At 65.5% G+C, this 16,427-nt stretch carries 20 protein-coding genes; 14 read left to right on the forward strand and 6 right to left on the reverse strand.

The window, feature by feature from the left end; genetic code table 11:
* On the forward strand, window positions 1-1,491 hold a 1,491-nt coding region (locus CK498_RS07580; protein WP_095620280.1), incomplete at its 5' end, for a transketolase family protein.
* Window positions 1,492-1,571: 80 nt separating this feature from the next.
* Here the strand turns inward: CK498_RS07580 and CK498_RS07585 are convergent.
* From CK498_RS07585 to CK498_RS07595, 3 genes are all read right to left on the reverse strand, one after another.
* Window positions 1,572-2,624, reverse strand: coding sequence for a class I fructose-bisphosphate aldolase (locus tag CK498_RS07585; RefSeq protein ID WP_095620281.1), 1,053 nt, complete (start codon window positions 2,622-2,624; stop codon window positions 1,572-1,574).
* 119 nt (window positions 2,625-2,743) lie between these two features.
* Window positions 2,744-3,142: an Hsp20/alpha crystallin family protein gene (locus CK498_RS07590; RefSeq protein ID WP_095620282.1), complete on the reverse strand. Its 399-nt coding sequence runs from the start codon at window positions 3,140-3,142 to the stop codon at window positions 2,744-2,746.
* A gap of 178 nt (window positions 3,143-3,320) precedes the next feature.
* Window positions 3,321-3,782 (reverse strand): Hsp20/alpha crystallin family protein, encoded by a 462-nt coding sequence (locus CK498_RS07595; RefSeq protein WP_095620283.1) that lies wholly within the window; start codon window positions 3,780-3,782, stop codon window positions 3,321-3,323.
* Window positions 3,783-3,917: 135 nt separating this feature from the next.
* Here CK498_RS07595 and CK498_RS07600 point away from each other — a divergent pair, with 135 nt between their 5' ends.
* The 9 genes from CK498_RS07600 (at window position 3,918) to CK498_RS07640 (ending at window position 11,960) form a co-directional block, all read left to right on the forward strand.
* Window positions 3,918-4,274, forward strand: coding sequence for a CidA/LrgA family protein (locus CK498_RS07600; protein WP_095620284.1), 357 nt, complete (start codon window positions 3,918-3,920; stop codon window positions 4,272-4,274).
* Window positions 4,267-4,989 carry an LrgB family protein gene (locus CK498_RS07605; RefSeq protein WP_095620285.1) on the forward strand — a complete coding sequence of 241 codons (723 nt, stop codon included), beginning with the start codon at window positions 4,267-4,269 and terminating at the stop codon, window positions 4,987-4,989. Before CK498_RS07600 ends, CK498_RS07605 begins: the two co-directional genes overlap by 8 nt.
* A 60-nt stretch (window positions 4,990-5,049) precedes the next feature.
* Window positions 5,050-6,087, forward strand: a complete 1,038-nt coding sequence (locus CK498_RS07610; RefSeq protein WP_095620286.1) for a type I glyceraldehyde-3-phosphate dehydrogenase — start codon at window positions 5,050-5,052, stop codon at window positions 6,085-6,087.
* 43 nt (window positions 6,088-6,130) lie between these two features.
* Window positions 6,131-7,303 (forward strand): phosphoglycerate kinase, encoded by a 1,173-nt coding sequence (locus tag CK498_RS07615; RefSeq protein ID WP_095620287.1) that lies wholly within the window; start codon window positions 6,131-6,133, stop codon window positions 7,301-7,303.
* 76 nt (window positions 7,304-7,379) lie between these two features.
* Window positions 7,380-8,444: a class II fructose-bisphosphate aldolase gene (gene fba / locus CK498_RS07620; RefSeq protein ID WP_095620288.1), complete on the forward strand. Its 1,065-nt coding sequence runs from the start codon at window positions 7,380-7,382 to the stop codon at window positions 8,442-8,444.
* 161 nt (window positions 8,445-8,605) lie between these two features.
* Window positions 8,606-9,535 (forward strand): LysR family transcriptional regulator, encoded by a 930-nt coding sequence (locus CK498_RS07625; RefSeq protein ID WP_095620289.1) that lies wholly within the window; start codon window positions 8,606-8,608, stop codon window positions 9,533-9,535.
* A gap of 138 nt (window positions 9,536-9,673) precedes the next feature.
* The gene (locus CK498_RS07630) at window positions 9,674-10,429 is read left to right on the forward strand and encodes an SDR family oxidoreductase (protein WP_095620290.1); all 756 of its coding nucleotides are present in this window, start codon (window positions 9,674-9,676) and stop codon (window positions 10,427-10,429) included.
* A 108-nt stretch (window positions 10,430-10,537) separates the two neighbouring features.
* Complete coding sequence (locus CK498_RS07635) at window positions 10,538-10,804, forward strand: hypothetical protein (RefSeq protein WP_095620291.1); 267 nt, start codon at window positions 10,538-10,540, stop codon at window positions 10,802-10,804.
* A gap of 22 nt (window positions 10,805-10,826) precedes the next feature.
* The gene (locus tag CK498_RS07640; protein WP_095620292.1) at window positions 10,827-11,960 is read left to right on the forward strand and encodes a low temperature requirement protein A; all 1,134 of its coding nucleotides are present in this window, start codon (window positions 10,827-10,829) and stop codon (window positions 11,958-11,960) included.
* An 86-nt stretch (window positions 11,961-12,046) separates the two neighbouring features.
* On the opposite strand, the gene CK498_RS07645 is transcribed toward CK498_RS07640, so the two are convergent.
* On the reverse strand, window positions 12,047-12,328 hold the full coding sequence (locus CK498_RS07645; protein WP_095620293.1) for a hypothetical protein: 282 nt from the start codon (window positions 12,326-12,328) through the stop codon (window positions 12,047-12,049).
* 144 nt (window positions 12,329-12,472) lie between these two features.
* Here CK498_RS07645 and CK498_RS07650 point away from each other — a divergent pair, with 144 nt between their 5' ends.
* Window positions 12,473-13,465, forward strand: coding sequence for a 2-hydroxyacid dehydrogenase (locus tag CK498_RS07650; RefSeq protein ID WP_095620294.1), 993 nt, complete (start codon window positions 12,473-12,475; stop codon window positions 13,463-13,465).
* A 199-nt stretch (window positions 13,466-13,664) separates the two neighbouring features.
* Here the strand turns inward: CK498_RS07650 and CK498_RS07655 are convergent, their stop codons facing one another.
* Together CK498_RS07655 and CK498_RS07660 are read right to left on the reverse strand one after the other, a co-directional pair.
* On the reverse strand, window positions 13,665-13,964 hold the full coding sequence (locus tag CK498_RS07655; RefSeq protein ID WP_095620792.1) for a hypothetical protein: 300 nt from the start codon (window positions 13,962-13,964) through the stop codon (window positions 13,665-13,667).
* Window positions 13,965-14,073: 109 nt separating this feature from the next.
* Window positions 14,074-14,364: a hypothetical protein gene (locus CK498_RS07660; protein WP_095620295.1), complete on the reverse strand. Its 291-nt coding sequence runs from the start codon at window positions 14,362-14,364 to the stop codon at window positions 14,074-14,076.
* A 446-nt stretch (window positions 14,365-14,810) separates the two neighbouring features.
* Between CK498_RS07660 and CK498_RS07665 the strand changes: the two genes are divergently transcribed.
* From CK498_RS07665 to CK498_RS07675, 3 genes are all read left to right on the forward strand, one after another.
* A complete protein-coding gene (locus CK498_RS07665; protein WP_095620296.1) occupies window positions 14,811-15,488 on the forward strand; it encodes an HAD family hydrolase in 678 nt (225 codons plus the stop codon).
* A 128-nt stretch (window positions 15,489-15,616) separates the two neighbouring features.
* Complete coding sequence (locus CK498_RS07670) at window positions 15,617-15,991, forward strand: translation initiation factor Sui1 (protein WP_095620297.1); 375 nt, start codon at window positions 15,617-15,619, stop codon at window positions 15,989-15,991.
* A 13-nt stretch (window positions 15,992-16,004) separates the two neighbouring features.
* The gene (locus tag CK498_RS07675; protein ID WP_176475746.1) at window positions 16,005-16,427 is read left to right on the forward strand and encodes a YbaY family lipoprotein; all 423 of its coding nucleotides are present in this window, start codon (window positions 16,005-16,007) and stop codon (window positions 16,425-16,427) included.

Consider the following 16,427-nt stretch of genomic DNA (forward strand, 5'->3'; position numbering starts at 1 on the left):
TCATTGGCCGGCACCCAGGGGCTGGGCAAGCTGGTGGCCTTCTATGACGACAACGGCATCTCCATCGACGGCGAGGTCAAAGGCTGGTTCACCGACGATACCGCCAAGCGCTTCGAGGCCTACGGCTGGCACGTGGTGCCCAACGTCGACGGCCATAAGCCCGAGGAGATCCAGGCCGCCATCGAGCTGGCCAAGCAGCACGACGACAAGCCGAGCCTGATCATCTGCAAGACCATCATCGGCTTCGGTGCGCCCAACAAGCAGGGCAAGGAGGAGTGCCACGGCGCCGCCCTGGGCGACGAGGAGGTGGCCGCGGCGCGGGTCCAGCTCGACTGGCCGCATGCGCCCTTCCATGTGCCGGAAGCGATCTACCAGGGCTGGGATGCCACGGCCCGCGGCGCCGAGCTGGAGCAGGCGTGGGAGGCGCGCCTGGCGCGCTACGCCGAGGCCTTCCCCGCCGAGGCCGCCGAACTCAAGCGCCGCCTCAAGGGCGAGCTGCCCAGCGACCTGGGCAGCGAAGCGCTGGTCGAGCAGGCCCAGGAGAAGGCCGAGAGCATCGCCTCGCGCAAGGCCTCGCTGGCCTGCCTCAACGAGCTCGGCCCGCAGCTGCCCGAGCTGCTCGGCGGCAGCGCCGATCTGGCGCCCTCCAACCTGACCTTCTGGAGCGGCGCCAAGGCGATCGCCAAGGACGCGCCGGGCGGCAACTACCTGCACTACGGGGTACGCGAGTTCGGCATGGGCGCGATCATGAACGGCATCGCCGTGCACGGCGGCTTCGTGCCCTACGGCGCGACCTTCCTGACCTTCATGGAGTACATGCACAACGCCGTGCGCATGGCGGCGATCATGAATCAGCGGGCGATCTACGTCTTCACCCACGACTCCATCGGCCTGGGCGAGGATGGCCCCACCCACCAGCCCATCGAACAGCTGGGGGCACTGCGCTCGACGCCCAACCTGGCGACCTGGCGTCCCGCCGATGCGGTGGAGACCGCCGCCGCCTGGGATGCCGCCCTCAAGCGGCATAGCGGCCCCACCGCGCTGGTGCTGTCGCGCCAGAACCTGCCCCACCAGCAGCGCGACAAGGCGCAGCTGGCCAATATCCAGCGCGGCGGCTATGTGCTCAAGGACAGCCAGGGCACCCCTGAGCTGATCCTGATCGCCACCGGCTCCGAGGTCGGCCTGGCCATGGACGCCGCCGCCGAGCTGGCGGCCAAGGGCCGCGCGGTGCGCGTGGTGTCGATGCCCTCGACCGGCACCTTCGACGCCCAGGACGCCGACTACCGCGAGTCGGTGCTGCCGCGCAGCGTGACCAAGCGCATCGCCATCGAAGCCAGCCACTACGCCTACTGGTACAAGTACGTCGGCCTGGATGGCGACATCCTCGGCATGCACACCTTCGGCGAGTCGGCCCCCGCCGGCGACCTGTTCCCGCACTTCGGCTTCACTGTCGACAACCTGGTCGACAAGGCCGAGACACTGCTGGGCTAATCGCTGGCAGGGGCATACCCATACGCAAAGGGCACGACCTGGCGGTCGTGCCCTTTTATTTGCCTGGCGATCAACGCGGCCTAGGCCACCGTCACGCTCTTGTCGAGATAGACGTCCTGGATGGCGTTGAGTAGCGCCACGCCCTCGGCCATCGGCTTCTGGAACGCCTTGCGTCCGGAGATCAGGCCCATGCCGCCGGCACGCTTGTTGATCACCGCGGTGCGTACCGCCTCGCCGAGGTCGGAGTGCCCCTTGGAGCCGCCCCCGGAGTTGATCAGCCCGGCGCGGCCCATGAAGCAGTTGGCCACCTGGTAGCGGGCCAGGTCGATGGGGTGATCGCTGGTCAGCTCGTCGTAGACCTTGTCGTGGGTATGGCCGAAGCCCACCGCGCGATAGCCGCCGTTGGTCTCGGGCAGCTTCTGCTTGACGATGTCGGCCTTGAGGGTCGCCGCCAGGTGGTTGGCCTGGCTGGTGAGGTCGGCGGCGACATGGTAGTCAGTACCGTCGTGCTTGAAAGCCGGGTTGCGCAGGTAGGCCCACAGCACCGTGACCATGCCCAACTGGTGGGCGCGCTCGAAGGCCTCGCTGATCTCCATGATCTGGCGGCGGCTCTCGTGGGAGCCGAAGTAGATGGTCGCGCCGACCGCCGCGCAGCCCATGTCGTGGGCCTGCTCGACCTCGGCGAACAGCGTCTGGTCGTAGATTGCCGGGTAGCTCAGGGTCTCGTTGTGGTTGAGCTTGAGCATCATCGGGATCTTGTGGGCATAGCGCCGCGCCACCGAGGAGAGCACGCCCAGGGTCGAGGCCACGCCGTTGCAGCCGCCCTGGATGGCTAGCTCGACGATATTGGCCGGGTCGAAATAGAGCGGATTGGGCGCGAAGGAGGCCCCCGCCGAGTGCTCGATGCCCTGATCCACCGGTAGCAGACTGAGGTAGCCGGTACCCGCCAGCCGGCCGTGGCCGTAGAAGGCCTGCAGGTTGCGCAGCACCGCCGGGCTGCGGTCGCTGTCGGCCATCACGCGGTCGATGAAATCGGGGCCGGGCAGGTGCAGGCTGTCGCGGCGCACGCCCTGGCAGGTGTGGCCAAGCAGGGAATCAGCGTCTTGGCCTAGCAAGGCGGCAATATCCGTCATGGTGTCATCCTCTACGTCCGTGAAGTGGGTTGGGTGCGATATGCGTGGCGCGAAGCAACCCCCTTAGCGTAGAGGAATTGCCGCCCCGATGCAGGGGCGGCACTCCCTGAGGCAGCCGCTCAGGCGGCCTTGACCTCGATGCGACGCACCCGATGGTTGTCTTTCTTGGGCAGGGTAACGCTGAGTACGCCGTTATCAATGCGCGCGGAGATCGCCTCGCTCTCGACTTCATGGCTAAGCGTGAAGCGCCGCGCGAAGCGCTGACCGCTGACTTCGGCATGCAGCGCCGTCAGCCCCTCGGGCATGCTCAGCTGTATCTCGCCCTCCAGGCTGAGCACGTTGTTGTCGACCTCGAGGTGCAGCGAATCGCGGGTCACCCCGGGCATATCGGCGATCAGCATAAGCGCATCGGCGTGTTCAAAGATATCCACCGCTGGTAGCAGCGCAACCGGCTCGCGGCTATCGCTGCGCTGGGTCTCGGGCTGGCTCTGCTGATGTTGATGTACGACCTCGTTCATGATCTATCACCTCCTGTTGGCAATATCACGATCTCGGGAGCGCTGAATGAATCCTCGAGCGGGATGAAGCACAAGGCGCACGGAGCACAGGAACCGGAGCCTATGGGGTATAGGTGAGGATTCCGCGCACCGCGCAACGCAGTGATTCGCCCGCGCAGATATTCATCCAGTGTTCCCTTTATGCGACCTGGACCTCTATACGCCGTGCCTTCAGCTCCTCGCGCTTGGGCAGCACGACTTCGAACACCCCGTTGGCGTGGCGCGCCTCGGCGCGTTCGGCGTCCAGGCCATCGGGTAGCGCAATCGCGCGCACGAACTCGCCGCAGGCCCGCTCGCGGCGGAACACTGGCCGGGCTCGGCTCTGTTCATCGTTGCCGGCAACGGGCTCGCGACGACCGCGCAGGGTCAGCACGTTGTCCTGGATATCGATGCTCAGGTCGTCGGGCGCCAGTCCCGCGGCGAACACGTAGACGTGTACCGCCTCGTCGCTGCGTGCCACGTTGATCATCGGGAAGCTACCGCGGGGCACGGCGCGAATATCGGCGGCGCGCCCGTCGGGAAACACCTCGTCGATCAGCTGGCGGAACCAGTCCAGGCGCTGGGATGGCGCGGTATCGAAACGCTTGAGATCTCCGAACATATCGAACACCTCCTACGTGTGGCAGGTTGTGGAATGAAGCCCGTCTGTGACAAGGCCCCGATAATCTGCAAAATAGGAGCGCTCGAGCGGCTTTCAAGCCCCTGCCAACGATTTTTTACACGACCAAGGATGCTTATGACGGCACTGCGCGGGTTCCTGTGGCTGGTGGGTTTTCTGCTGTGCGGTGAGGCGCTGGTCTGGGCGCTGGCGCTGTCGGTCTCGCCGGGGGTGGTCGGCATGCTGCTGATGACCCTCTGGCTGGCCCTGCGCGGTCGGGTCGGCCCCGACATCCAGGCCGCCAGCCAGCCGCTGATCGCGGTGCTGGCGATGCTGATCATGCCCGGCGTGGTGGGGATCTTCTTCATTGCCGACGAATTCGCCGGCCAGTGGCTGGCGGTGGCCGCGGCGCTGCTGCTCGGCACCCTGGCCAGCGTCGCCACCACGCTGTGGTTGATGCTGCGTTTCATGCCGCCGGAGACAGCCGATGAATAGCGCCTGGGACGGGCTGCGCGAACAGCTGCTGGCCACGCCGATGCTGGCCATCGGCCTGACCCTGGCGGCGTTCTTCGCCGGTGGCTGGCTGTTCGCCCGCCTCGGCAAGCCGAGCTGGTGCCCGGGCATCCTGTTCTCGGCCATGCTGCTGGCCACCGCGCTGGTAGTGCTGGGCATCGACTACACCGACTACCGCGCCGGCGCCGGCTGGCTGATGCTGCTGCTCGGCCCGGCCACCGTGGCGCTCGGCGTGCCGCTTTATCAGCAGCTGCCGCGCATCCGCGCGGTATGGAAGCCGCTGCTGATCAGCCTGCCGCCGGCGGCGATGCTGGCAGCACTCTACGCCGTCGGTATCGCCTGGCTGCTGGGCGCCTCGCCGGATGTGCTCGCCTCGCTGGCGCCCAAGTCGGTCACCGCGCCGATCGCCATCGGTATCACCGAGCAGCTCGGCGGGGTGATCCCACTGATGATGGGCGGCCTGTTGATCACCGGGGTGGTAACTACCGCCTGCGTCGGCCTGCTGGCCCGCCGCCTGCGATTGCAGGATCCGCGGGTGCTGGGCTTCGTGCTCGGCGTCAACGGCCATGTGATCGGCACCGTGCGCGCCTTCGAGCTGGGTCCCACCGCTGGCGCCTTCGCCTCGCTAGGCATGAGCCTCACCGGCATCTTCAGCGCGTTGTTCCTGCCGCTGGCCTGGCGACTAGTGGGCCTGTAAGGGACAAATGCGCTAGAATCGCGTCTTTCCCGACGTCAGCCACCGCCTGCGAGCTCCTTCATGGCCCATCGTATCGCCATCAATGGTTACGGCCGTATCGGCCAGTGCGTGCTGCGCGCGCTGCATGAGCGCCGCGATCTCGACGATCTCGAGGTGGTGGCGATCAACGAGCTCTCCGACCTCGACACCATCGCCTACCTGACCCGCTACGACACCACCCACGGGCGCTTCCCGGGGCGCGTGGCACGCCGCGGCGAGCGGCTGCTGATCGACGAGCGCGAGATCCGCGTAGTCTCCGCCGCCGACCCACAGCAGCTGCCGTGGCGCGAGCTCGGCATCGACCTGGTGCTGGAGTGCTCGGGCAGCTTCAGCGAGCGCCACATGGCCGAACGTCACCTGGCCGCCGGCGCCGGGCGGCTGCTGTTCTCGCAGCCCGCCGAGAGCGACGTCGACGCCACCATCGTGTGCGGCATCAACGACCATGTCCTGGCCGCCGAGCAGCGCATCGTCTCCGCCGCCTCGTGTACCACCAACTGCCTGATCCCGGTACTCACCGTTCTCGACGAGGCACTGGGCATCGCCCACGGCGTGACCACCACCATCCACTCGGCGATGAACGACCAGCCTGTGATCGACGCCTACCACCAGACCGACCTGCGCCTGACGCGCTCGGCGATGCAGTCGATCGTGCCGGTGGACACCAGCCTGGCACGCGGCATCAATCGCCTGATGCCGCACCTGGCGGAGCGCTTCGAGTGCCTGCACGTGCGCGTGCCGACCATCAACGTCTCGGCCATGGACCTGGCCATCAGCGTCAATCGCGACACCAGCGCCGCCGAGGTCAACGCCCTGCTGGCCGACGCCAGCCACGGCCGTCTGAGCGGACTGCTGGGCTTTACCGAGGAGCCGATGGCCTCCATCGACTTCAACCACGACCCACGCTCGGGTATCGTGGATGCCACCCAGACCCGCGTGGCCGGCGGCCGCCTGATCAAGCTGCTGTGCTGGTTCGACAACGAGTGGGGCTTTGCCAATCGCATGCTCGACGTCGCCGGTCGCCTGGCGCGCCTCGGCCCACCGCCAGCGTCGTCGACATGACGCCGTTTCCCTTCTGGCATCTCAACGCGAGGACTTTCCTGCGATGAACGTACGCAAGATGACCGACCTGCCACTCGCCAGCCAGCGAGTGCTGATCCGCGAAGACTTGAACGTACCGGTCAAGCATGGCCGCGTGTCCAGCGACGCCCGCCTGCGCGCCGCCCTGCCGACCATCCAGGCGGCCGTCGAGGCCGGCGCCAAGGTCATGCTGATGAGCCACCTGGGGCGCCCCACCGAGGGCGAACCCGCCAAGGAGTTCTCGTTGGCGCCGGTGGCAGAGCGCCTCGGCGAGCTGCTCGGCCACCCGGTGCGCCTGGTCGACGACTACCTCGACGTCTCCCTCGACCTGCTCGACGGTGAGGTAGTGCTGCTCGAGAACGTGCGCTTCAACGTCGGCGAGAAGCAGGACGACGAGACCCTGGCCAAGCAGTACGCCGCGCTGTGCGACATCTACGTGATGGACGCCTTCGGCACCGCCCACCGCGCCCAGGCCTCGACCCACGGTGTGGCGCGCTTCGCCCCCACCGCCTGCGCCGGACCGCTGCTGGCCGGTGAGCTCGACGCCCTGGAGAAGGCCCTGGCCACGCCCCAGAGGCCGATGGCTGCCATCGTCGGCGGCTCCAAGGTCTCCACCAAGCTCGAGGTGCTCAATGCACTGTCCGAGAAGTGCGACCAGCTGATCGTCGGCGGCGGTATCGCCAACACCTTCATCGCCGCGGCGGGCCACAACGTCGGCAAGTCGCTGTATGAGGCCGACCTCGTCGAGCAGGCCAAGGCGCTGATGGCCAAGGTCGAGATCCCGCTGCCCACCGATGTGGTCGTGGCCACCGAGTTCTCCGAGCGCGCCACCGCGGTGACCAAGCCGGTCGACCAGGTCAATGATGACGAGATGATCCTGGATATCGGCCCCGACACCGCTGGGCGCCTCGCCGGCCTGCTCAAGAACGCCGGCACCATCCTATGGAACGGCCCGGTGGGCGTATTCGAGATCGACCAGTTCGGTCACGGCACTCAGGCGCTGTCCCAGGCGATCGCCGAGAGCAACGGCTTCTCCATCGCCGGTGGCGGCGACACCCTGGCGGCCATCGACAAGTACGCCATCGCCGACCGGGTCTCGTACATCTCCACCGGCGGCGGCGCCTTCCTCGAGTACGTCGAGGGCAAGACCCTGCCGGCGGTAGCGGCGCTGGAGGCCGCCTACGAGGCAGCCCGCTAGGCCTCATCCCACTTTACCCTACAGGCGGCGCGCCCGGTTGGGCGCGCCGCCATCATCGATAACGTCGAGACACACTATGGCACTGATCAGCATGCGCCAGATGCTGGACCACGCCGCCGAGCGCGGTTACGGCATCCCGGCCTTCAACGTCAACAACCTCGAGCAGATGCGCGCCATCATGGAAGCCGCCGACCAGACCGATTCGCCGGTCATCGTGCAGGCCTCCGCCGGCGCCCGCAAATATGCCGGAGCGCCCTTCCTGCGCCACCTGATCCTGGCCGCGGTGGAGGAGTTCCCGCATATCCCCGTGGTCATGCACCAGGACCACGGCACCAGCCCCGCGGTGTGCCAGCGCTCGATCCAGCTGGGCTTCTCCTCGGTGATGATGGACGGCTCGCTGGGTGAAGACGGCAAGACTCCGATGGACTACGCCTACAACGTCGACGTCACCCGTCGTGCCGTCGAGATGGCCCACGCCTGCGGCGTTTCGGTAGAGGGCGAGCTGGGCTGCCTGGGTAGCCTGGAAACCGGCATGGCCGGCGAGGAAGACGGCATCGGCGCCGAAGGCAAGCTCGACATGGAGCAGCTGCTCACCGACCCGGAAGAGGCCGCCGCCTTCGTCAAGGCCACCCAGGTCGACGCCCTGGCCATCGCCATCGGCACCAGCCACGGCGCCTACAAGTTCACCCGGCCGCCCACCGGCGACACCCTCTCCATCCAGCGCATCAAGGAGATCCACGCGCGCATCCCCGACACCCACCTGGTGATGCATGGCTCCTCCTCGGTGCCCCAGGAGTGGCTCGCCATCATCAACGAGTACGGCGGCGAGATCCCCGAGACCTACGGCGTGCCGGTGGAAGAGATCGTCGAGGGCATCAAGCACGGCGTGCGCAAGGTCAATATCGATACCGACCTGCGCCTGGCCTCCACCGGCGCAGTGCGTCGCTTCCTGGCCCAGAATCCCTCCGAGTTCGACCCGCGCAAGTTCCTCAAGGAGACTGTCAGCGCCATGCGCGAGGTGTGCATTGCCCGCTACGAGGCCTTCGGCACCGCCGGCAACGCCAGCCGCATCAAGCCGATCAGCCTCGAAGCCATGGTCGGCCGCTACGACAGCGGCGAGCTGGATCCCAAGGTGCGGTAATCCCATCGCACACCTTACCCTGCAAGACACGTTCGGGCGGCCCTGGTGGCCGCCCGACTTCTTTGGGCGACCACCAGACACACTCGGTTCCCAGCACTGAGCGAGTCTGGCACCCTGATCCTCAACGGCCAGCGCCGGCCAACCCTGCCCCGGACTTCGCCATGGATCGTATCGACACCCTTCGCACCTTTCTGCGCGTTGCCGAGATGCGCAGCTTCACCAGGGCCGCAGCCAGCCTGCAGATGCCCCGTTCCACCGTCTCGACGGCCATCCGGGAACTGGAGACCCGGCTGGGTACACGCCTGCTGAGCCGCACGACGCGCCATGTCGCCCTGACCCATGACGGCCAGGAACTCTATGACAGGGCCCTGCGGCTCCTTGGGGAACTGGAGGCGCTCGAGGGCCTGTTCCAACAGGATGATACCCAGCTCCATGGCAGGCTACGCATTGAGGCCCCCGGGCGCATCGCACGCTTGATCATCGTGCCCGCCCTGCCGGACTTCTTCGCGCGCTATCCCGGCATCGAGCTCGAGATCGGCGCCAGCGACCGCCCCGTCAACCTGGTGGCCGAAGGCGTGGACTGCGCCATCCGCGTCGGCGAGCTCGCCGAATCCAGCCTGATCGCCCGCCCACTCGGCCAGTTGCCTCTCATCAACTGCGCCAGCCCCGGCTACCTGGCCCGGCATGGCACCCCAACGACCCTCGACGACCTGCGGCAGCACCAGGCCATTCACTACGCCTCCCCCTTCGGCAGCATCGCCGAAGACTGGGAATATCGAGAGGCGGGGGAGTCACGGACGCTCTCCCTGCCGGGCCGAGTCGTCGTGGACAATGCGGAGAGCTATATCGCCGCCTGTCTGGCAGGACTCGGCCTGATCCAGGTGCCGACCTACGACGTCCAACACCATCTGCGAGAGGAGCGCCTCGTCGAGGTGCTACCCAATCACCGGGCCGCTCCCATGCCGCTCACCATCCTCTACCCTCACCGCCATCATCGCTCGCGCCTGCTGCGTGTCTTTATCGCCTGGGTGGAAACCTTGCTCAGCCAGGAGATTCAGGGGCTCTCCCCGCCCCTGGCTCTCTCCTCCTGATCGCCTCACTGTTCGCCATCACGGGATAGTGCTGTCGAGGGAACGGTGATTATCTCCGGCGCCACCCTTGCCATACTCCTTCCTGTTCACCAGGAGCGGTCCCTTCATGGGACGCTGTACAGAAAGGAGATGAGAAAGATGACCATACATTCTCTCGACGGCAAGGTGGTCGTGGTCGGCGCCGGCGCCAAGAACCTGGGCGGACTCATCAGCCGCAAGATGGGCGAAGCAGGGGCCAAGGTCGCAGTGCACTATCATGGCGACGCCACCCGCCTTGACGCCGAGGCCACCGTACAGGCAGTTCAGGAGGCCGGCAGCGACGCCTTCGCCTTCCAGGGTGACTTGACGCAGCCAACCAATATCACCGCACTGTTCGAAGCGGCGAAATCCCACTTCGGTAGGGTCGATATCGCCGTCAATACCGTCGGCAAGGTGCTGCGCAAACCGATCGTCGAGACTTCCGAGGAGGAGTATGACTCGATGTTCGATATCAACGCCAAGGCAGCCTACTTCTTCATCAAGGAGGCGGGACGAACCCTCAACGACGACGGCAAGATCATCACCATCGTCACCTCCTTGCTGGCCGCTTTCACCGATGGCTACTCCACCTATGCCGGCGGCAAGTCGCCCGTCGAGCACTTCACACGTGCCGCCGCCAAGGAGTTCAGCCCTCGCGGCATCTCAGTCACCGCGGTGGGACCGGGACCGATGGACACGCCCTTCTTCTACGGCCAGGAGACACCGGAGCGCGTCGCCTTCCACAAGTCTCAGGCCATGCATGGTGACCTGACCAGGATCGAGGACATCGAACCCATCGTGCGCTTCCTCGCCACCGATGGCTGGTGGATCACTGGCCAGACGATCTTCGCCAACGGCGGTTATACCACCCGATAGCCCTTGGCTGAGCGAGGTGGGTCCGCCCACCTCGCCCTCTCCCCCTACTCGTTTGGTGACTAGGCTATAGACTAGGAAGACAACTCCAAAAGCAAGGACCCCCGAATCATGCGCACCCTCGCTTTCATCCTTATCGGCCTGCTTCTGCTGGGCGTGGCACTGGCCCTGAGCCGTCCGACATGGCGCCCCCGCGTCGCCCTGGGCTTTATCGCCACCTGGTTGGCGGTCAGTGCCGTCAACCTCGGCGTGGGGCTCTCCCACGGTTACTCCCTGGCCGAGGAGTTACTGGTGCACCTCTTCCTGTTTGGCATTCCAGCTCTCGCGGCAGCTTGGGCCTGGCGGCGCTTCACGACTCGCCCCGCTTCCCGGCAGTAATCACGCCAAGGAACGGTCCTCGATGCGCCTGCGCCACCGCCTACCCGAGCCGGAGGCGGCCAAACCCACCTGGCTGGAGCTCTTCTACGACCTGGTGTTCGTTGCCGTCTTTATCCAGATCGGTGATCAGCTGAGTCATGATCTAAGCGCCGCAGGCTTTCTCCAGGTACTGGTGCTGTTCGCCCCGCTGTGGTGGGTCTGGGCCAATGTCGCCTGGTACATGAACCGCTTCGCCGTCGACGACGTCGTGCATCGCCTGCTGTTGCTGGTGCAACTCTTCTTCATCGCCTGGATGGGGCTGAGCGTGCCTGAGGCCTTCGGCGATACCAGCACCCAGTTCGTGATCTGCTATATCGGCTTCCGCGCCACCATGGTCGCCATGTATGCGCGATCATTGCGCTACGCGCCGGACCAGCGCGAGTTGCTGCTGCGCCATATCACCCATTTCCACCTGCCCGGCGCCCTGCTCTGGGCCGGCTCACTGTTGCTACCGGTGGAATGGCGACCCTGGGTCTGGGTGAGCACCTTCCTGTGGGAAGCATACAACGCCATGGCACCGCGCTTCCTCGCCCTGCTGCGGCGCTTCCCGGCACATACCCACCACCTGATCGAGCGCTTCGGCACCCTGATCATCCTGGTACTGGGCGAGACCTTCATCAAGAGCATCACCGTCGCGTCGCCGCCGCCCCTGTCACTGGATACCGCCCTCTTCTCTGCCCCAGCCATCGCCACCTTCTTCGGCCTCTGGTGGCTCTATTTCTCCGCCATCGACAACGACAACGCCGCGGCGCGCATACTCTGCGAGGACAATCCGGCACCTTGGCTCTTCGCCCACCTGCCCTTGGCACTGGTGTTAATCACTTCCGCGGTGGCCAAGACCAAACTATTCGAGTCCGTGTTCAGTGGTCACCTCAACCCTTTCTACTCGGCGCTCTATCTCGGCTCGCTAGCCCTGTTCCTTGCCTTGCTGTGCCTGGTCGCCAGCGACCGCCGCTACCCGGCCACACGATCTCGGCTGGCGGCGGCGGCCCTCTTCACCCTGCTGATTCCGATAACCTTCGTATGGTCGACACCTCCCGCTCTGCTCGCGGGGCTGGCCACCACCATTATCGCCGCTCTGATCCTCCGGGAGCACTTGTCCAAGCCATCACGATAACGGTAAGACGCCTAAGTTAGCGACTCGGCAAGACGCCGTAGACAGCGTGCGTCCTCGTTATCACTGCCGCTACTCTCGGCGGCGTCCTACTCCTCTTCGCTGCCGTCGTGGGCGTCTTCCGCACTGCCTGAGCCACCGGTGCCGGCCTCGGGAGCCTCTTCCTCGTCGTTGCCACTGTCGTTGGTCGAGGCGTCCTCGTCCCGCGCCTCGCCGTCGTCGTCATCGCGTACCAGCGAGCCAGCCTTGATGCCGTACTCCTCCTCGAGCTCGGCATCGCTCATCGCTTCGTCGGCGTGCACCAGGGTGGTGGTGCCCAGCATCAGGGCGGCAGTAAGGCCGACGGTGGTCAACCAGGGTATCAATCGCATCCGGTAATCTCCTTGTATGATCGGGATGGTGCGTCCGCGCGGGGAGCGGCGCCATTTCAGACTAGTCCAGGCGGCAGCGCATAGAAATGCACCTTGCGTGTTAGTCTCTTGATCGGCATCTCATCAACGCAACAGGGGGCTCTCATGCACAAGCGTATCGTCGCCTATCGGCGCCTCAGCGACAGCCAGCTCGCGGCGCTGCGGCACGACTTTCACGTCGACTACTTCGCCGATCTCGCCACCACCGACGATCCGGCCTTTCGTGAGGCGCTAAGTCAGGCCCACGGCGTGATCGGCGCCGGCCTGCCGTTGACGCCGGCACTGCTCGACACCGCCCCCCAGCTCGAGGCGGTGGCGACCATCTCGGTGGGCTACGACAACTACCCGGTCGAGGCCCTTACCGAACGCGGCATCCTGCTCTGCAATACCCCCGACGTGCTCACCGAAACCACCGCCGACACCGCCTTCGCGCTGATCATGGCCAGTGCGCGGCGAGTGGTGGAGCTGGCCGATTTCATCAAGCGCGGCGACTGGCAGGAGAGCATCGGCGAGGCGCAGTTCGGCAGCGACGTCCACGGCAAGACCCTGGGCATGGTTGGCATGGGCCGGATCGGTGCGGCCATCGCGCGGCGCGGTGCGCTGGGCTTCAATATGCCGATTCTCTATTCCAATGCCTCGCCCAAGCCGCAGCTCGAGACCGAATTGGGCGCTCGCCGCCGCGAGATGGACGACTTGCTGGCCGAGGCCGACTTCGTGTGCATCACGGTGCCGCTCAGCGCCGAGACCGAGAAGCTGATCGGCGCCCGCGAGTTCGGCCTGATGAAGCCCGGCGCCATCTTCATCAACATCGCCCGCGGCAAGGTGGTCGACGAAGCGGCGCTGATCGAGGCGCTGCAGAGTGGCCAGCTGCACGGCGCCGGCCTGGATGTCTTCGAGCAGGAGCCGCTGGCCGCCGACTCGCCGCTACCGCACTTGGCCAACGTGGTGGCGCTGCCGCACATCGGTTCGGCGACCCACGAGACACGCACCGCCATGGCCCAGCGTGCCGTGGACAACCTGACGCTGGCACTCAACGGCGAGCGGCCGATCAACCTGGTCAACGACGCCGCCTGGGCGTCGCGCCGCACCACCGGCTGAACGGCCAGCATGAAAAAGCCGCCCCGGTGAGGGCGGCTCATGTCAGTCCGACATAACCTTGCAAAAAAGGCCGCTTCCGGGGGTGGCCGGAAGCGGCAGTGCTGTGATCAACGTGCAGTGGAGACACGTTGGGGCTCGAGGGGGTGAGCCCGCCGCCCATCCCTGGGCAGCATCACCTTGCAAGGGAACGGGTCAGGAATTACCAGGACTGCTCTTCATCGTCCTCGTCAGGAGTCTCCCACTCCTCCTCTTCGTTCTCCTCCTCTTCATCGAAGGTGAACTCTTCTTCCTCGTCTTCGTACTCAGTGTCGAACGCGTCGTCGTTGGTGCCGAATTCATCGCCACCATCGACATCAGGTGCCGTCTCTTCCTGCGGCGCCGGATCCTGCGGCTCGTACTCTTCTTCCTCATGCATGTCGGCGAAGGCCAGCGGGCTGGCGATCAGGCCGAACGAAACACCCAGAATACCGATTTTCTTCAGAAAGTCCTTGGACATCATGTCGTACATCCTCCATTGGGGCGCGTCATGTGACGCTGTCGATAACGTCTGAATCAAAGCATCCCTGTGGTCGCTGGCGCCCTTCCATGGGCGCCCGAGTCAGCCGCTGTTACCAGGTCTGCTCTTCGTCGTCCTCTTCAGGAGTCTCCCACTCTTCCTCTTCGTTCTCTTCCTCGTCATCGAAGGTGAACTCTTCTTCCTCATCCTCGTATTCGGTATCGTAATCCGTGCTACCGAACTCATCGTTGCCATCAACATCCGGTGCAGGCTCTTCCTGCGGCGCCGGGTCTTGCGGCTCATACTCTTCGTCGTCCATGCCGGCCATGGCCAGCGGGCTGGCGATCAGGCCGAAAGAAACGCCGAGAATACCGATCTTTTTGAGAAATTCCTTGGACATCATGCTCGCACCTCCATTTGACTTCAGTGCTTGCTGAGTTTGAAGACGCACTGCCTATTGCTAGGTATCGAATCGATCATGCTGACTCGCTTCGATGTTGTTCGTCTCTCACCCAAGATATTGCAGAGGCCATGCCACCTCATGCCACATAAACAAAAAACTGAATAAAAACAATAATCTATATAAATTGCTGCGAACCAACTGACACCCATGCAGCGCCGTGACACGGCCTTGGAAGTGGCGACATATGACACATGGGGCAGATTCGACACGCTAGCGGGGTGTGCCAGAGAGGGACACGCGGGGCGATACCTCGGCAGCGGCACACTGTGCGTTGGCGAACAGTGTTCAAAAAATGCGGAAACTGGCCCTCAATATTAGGCGTGATGCGCCGATATCTGTAACACTAGGGCTATAAGTCCTTGACTTGCGCCGATAGAGGTCTGGCAATGGCAATACCTCGATGCCTGCTATTCGACTGCGACGGAACTCTCGTCGACAGCGAACCCCTGCTGGCCGCCGAAATGGCGGAAAGCCTCACCCAGGTGGGCCTGCCGTTTTCGCCCAGCGACTACATGGGCGAATTCCGCGGCGCGCGTTTCTCCAATATCGTCGCCGAGTTGCAGCGTCGCCACGGTGCCATCGACCCCCAACGCTTGAGCCACTCCGAGGGCGAGATGCGCCGCAAGCTCGCCGATCGCATCGACAGCGAGCTGCTGCCGCTGCCGGGCGTGCGTGAAGCGCTCGATGCCCTCGCCGACTTTCCCCGTGCGGTGGTCTCCAACGGGCCGGAAACCAAGATCCGCGCCGGCCTGCGTGCCACCGGCCTGGCCGATGCCTTCGGCGACAACCTGTTCAGCGGCTATACCGCCAAGTGCTGGAAGCCCGACCCCTGCCTCTATATCCACGCCGCCAGCATCATGGGCTACCGCGCCGAGGAGTGCCTGGCGATCGACGATGCCATCGTCGGCGTCAAGGCGGCGCTGGCCGCCGGCATGCGGGTGGTACATCTCAACCGCTTCCCCGATGTCGAAACCACCCCGGACGGCGCCATCAGTATCAGCAACATGCACCAGCTGCCGACCATCGTCGGCCGCCTGCTGCTGCCGGAGACCGCCTCGCTCTGATTGGCGCGACTTATCCACACCCCGGCGTCGCCAGCGAAGTGGATAACTTGCCCCCTGCCGGGGGTCGCGGCCCTCAGGTATCATGGCCCGACACTCTCATTCGGACACCCCGGAGCAGGAGCATCAGCATGGCATCCCTTCGCGACCAGCTCAGCGGGCTGGTCTACTCCACTGAGCATGGCGATATTTGCCCCGAGTGCCGGGCACCGCTGGACGACTGCGCATGCGCAGCGCAGGCCGAGCAAGCACGCCTGGCCGAGCTGGACGGCGTCGTGCGCATCCGCCGCGAGACCAGCGGCCGCAAGGGCAAGGGCGTCACCACCATCAGCGGCGTGCCGCTGGGCGACACCGAGCTCAAGGCGCTGGCCAAATCGCTCAAGAAACGCTGCGGCACCGGCGGCGCCGTCAAGGACGGCATCATCGAGATCCAGGGCGATCATCGTGACACCCTGCGTGATGCACTCACCCGCCAAGGCTATCGCGTCAAGCTGGCCGGCGGCTGACCAGGAGACACCCATGACCGTTGACACCCTTGGCCCTCGCCGCCTGTGGCACATCGCCGCGCTGTGCCTCGCCGTCGCGCTGCTGGCGGCCTGCGCCGGACGCCCCGATTTTGCGACCCTCGACACCCGCGTGGTGCCCGAGGCGCCGCTCGAGGCCGGTGACGATGCCGCCCTGCGCGTGGCCCTCGAATCCCTCGACGCCGACGGCGCCCGCGGTGAGCTGATCGCCGAGACCCTCTCCAGCCGAGTCAGCGATGCGCCGATGGACATCAGCCTGCAGTTCGACGGCCGCGCCCTGGACGCCGAGCGCGACTATGCGCTGATCGCCGAGATTCGCGAGGCGGGCCGCGTCACTCATCGCAACAGTGAGCAGGTCACCTTGACTGGCGCGCAGCTCGGCCAGCAGCGCATCGAGATCCCGCTGGCGCCACGCTGA

The sequence above is a fragment of the Halomonas salipaludis genome (assembly GCF_002286975.1).
GTDB classification, from domain to species: Bacteria; Pseudomonadota; Gammaproteobacteria; order Pseudomonadales; family Halomonadaceae; genus Franzmannia; species Franzmannia salipaludis.

Bases quoted from the DNA above. Each gene is read 5' to 3' on its own strand.
- CK498_RS07610 (WP_095620286.1), top strand. From the start codon at position 5,050: ATGGCCCATCGTATCGCCATCAATGGTTACGGCCGTATCGGCCAGTGC.
- CK498_RS07645 (WP_095620293.1), bottom strand. From the start codon at position 12,328: ATGCGATTGATACCCTGGTTGACCACCGTCGGCCTTACTGCCGCCCTG.
- CK498_RS07590 (WP_095620282.1), bottom strand. From the start codon at position 3,142: ATGAACGAGGTCGTACATCAACATCAGCAGAGCCAGCCCGAGACCCAG.
- CK498_RS07595 (WP_095620283.1), bottom strand. From the start codon at position 3,782: ATGTTCGGAGATCTCAAGCGTTTCGATACCGCGCCATCCCAGCGCCTG.
- CK498_RS07670 (WP_095620297.1), top strand. From the start codon at position 15,617: ATGGCATCCCTTCGCGACCAGCTCAGCGGGCTGGTCTACTCCACTGAG.
- CK498_RS07650 (WP_095620294.1), top strand. From the start codon at position 12,473: ATGCACAAGCGTATCGTCGCCTATCGGCGCCTCAGCGACAGCCAGCTC.
- CK498_RS07585 (WP_095620281.1), bottom strand. From the start codon at position 2,624: ATGACGGATATTGCCGCCTTGCTAGGCCAAGACGCTGATTCCCTGCTT.
- CK498_RS07630 (WP_095620290.1), top strand. From the start codon at position 9,674: ATGACCATACATTCTCTCGACGGCAAGGTGGTCGTGGTCGGCGCCGGC.
- CK498_RS07675 (WP_176475746.1), top strand. From the start codon at position 16,005: ATGACCGTTGACACCCTTGGCCCTCGCCGCCTGTGGCACATCGCCGCG.
- CK498_RS07640 (WP_095620292.1), top strand. From the start codon at position 10,827: ATGCGCCTGCGCCACCGCCTACCCGAGCCGGAGGCGGCCAAACCCACC.
- CK498_RS07615 (WP_095620287.1), top strand. From the start codon at position 6,131: ATGAACGTACGCAAGATGACCGACCTGCCACTCGCCAGCCAGCGAGTG.
- fba (WP_095620288.1), top strand. From the start codon at position 7,380: ATGGCACTGATCAGCATGCGCCAGATGCTGGACCACGCCGCCGAGCGC.
- CK498_RS07605 (WP_095620285.1), top strand. From the start codon at position 4,267: ATGAATAGCGCCTGGGACGGGCTGCGCGAACAGCTGCTGGCCACGCCG.
- CK498_RS07655 (WP_095620792.1), bottom strand. From the start codon at position 13,964: ATGATGTCCAAGGACTTTCTGAAGAAAATCGGTATTCTGGGTGTTTCG.
- CK498_RS07660 (WP_095620295.1), bottom strand. From the start codon at position 14,364: ATGATGTCCAAGGAATTTCTCAAAAAGATCGGTATTCTCGGCGTTTCT.
- CK498_RS07600 (WP_095620284.1), top strand. From the start codon at position 3,918: ATGACGGCACTGCGCGGGTTCCTGTGGCTGGTGGGTTTTCTGCTGTGC.
- CK498_RS07665 (WP_095620296.1), top strand. From the start codon at position 14,811: ATGGCAATACCTCGATGCCTGCTATTCGACTGCGACGGAACTCTCGTC.
- CK498_RS07635 (WP_095620291.1), top strand. From the start codon at position 10,538: ATGCGCACCCTCGCTTTCATCCTTATCGGCCTGCTTCTGCTGGGCGTG.
- CK498_RS07625 (WP_095620289.1), top strand. From the start codon at position 8,606: ATGGATCGTATCGACACCCTTCGCACCTTTCTGCGCGTTGCCGAGATG.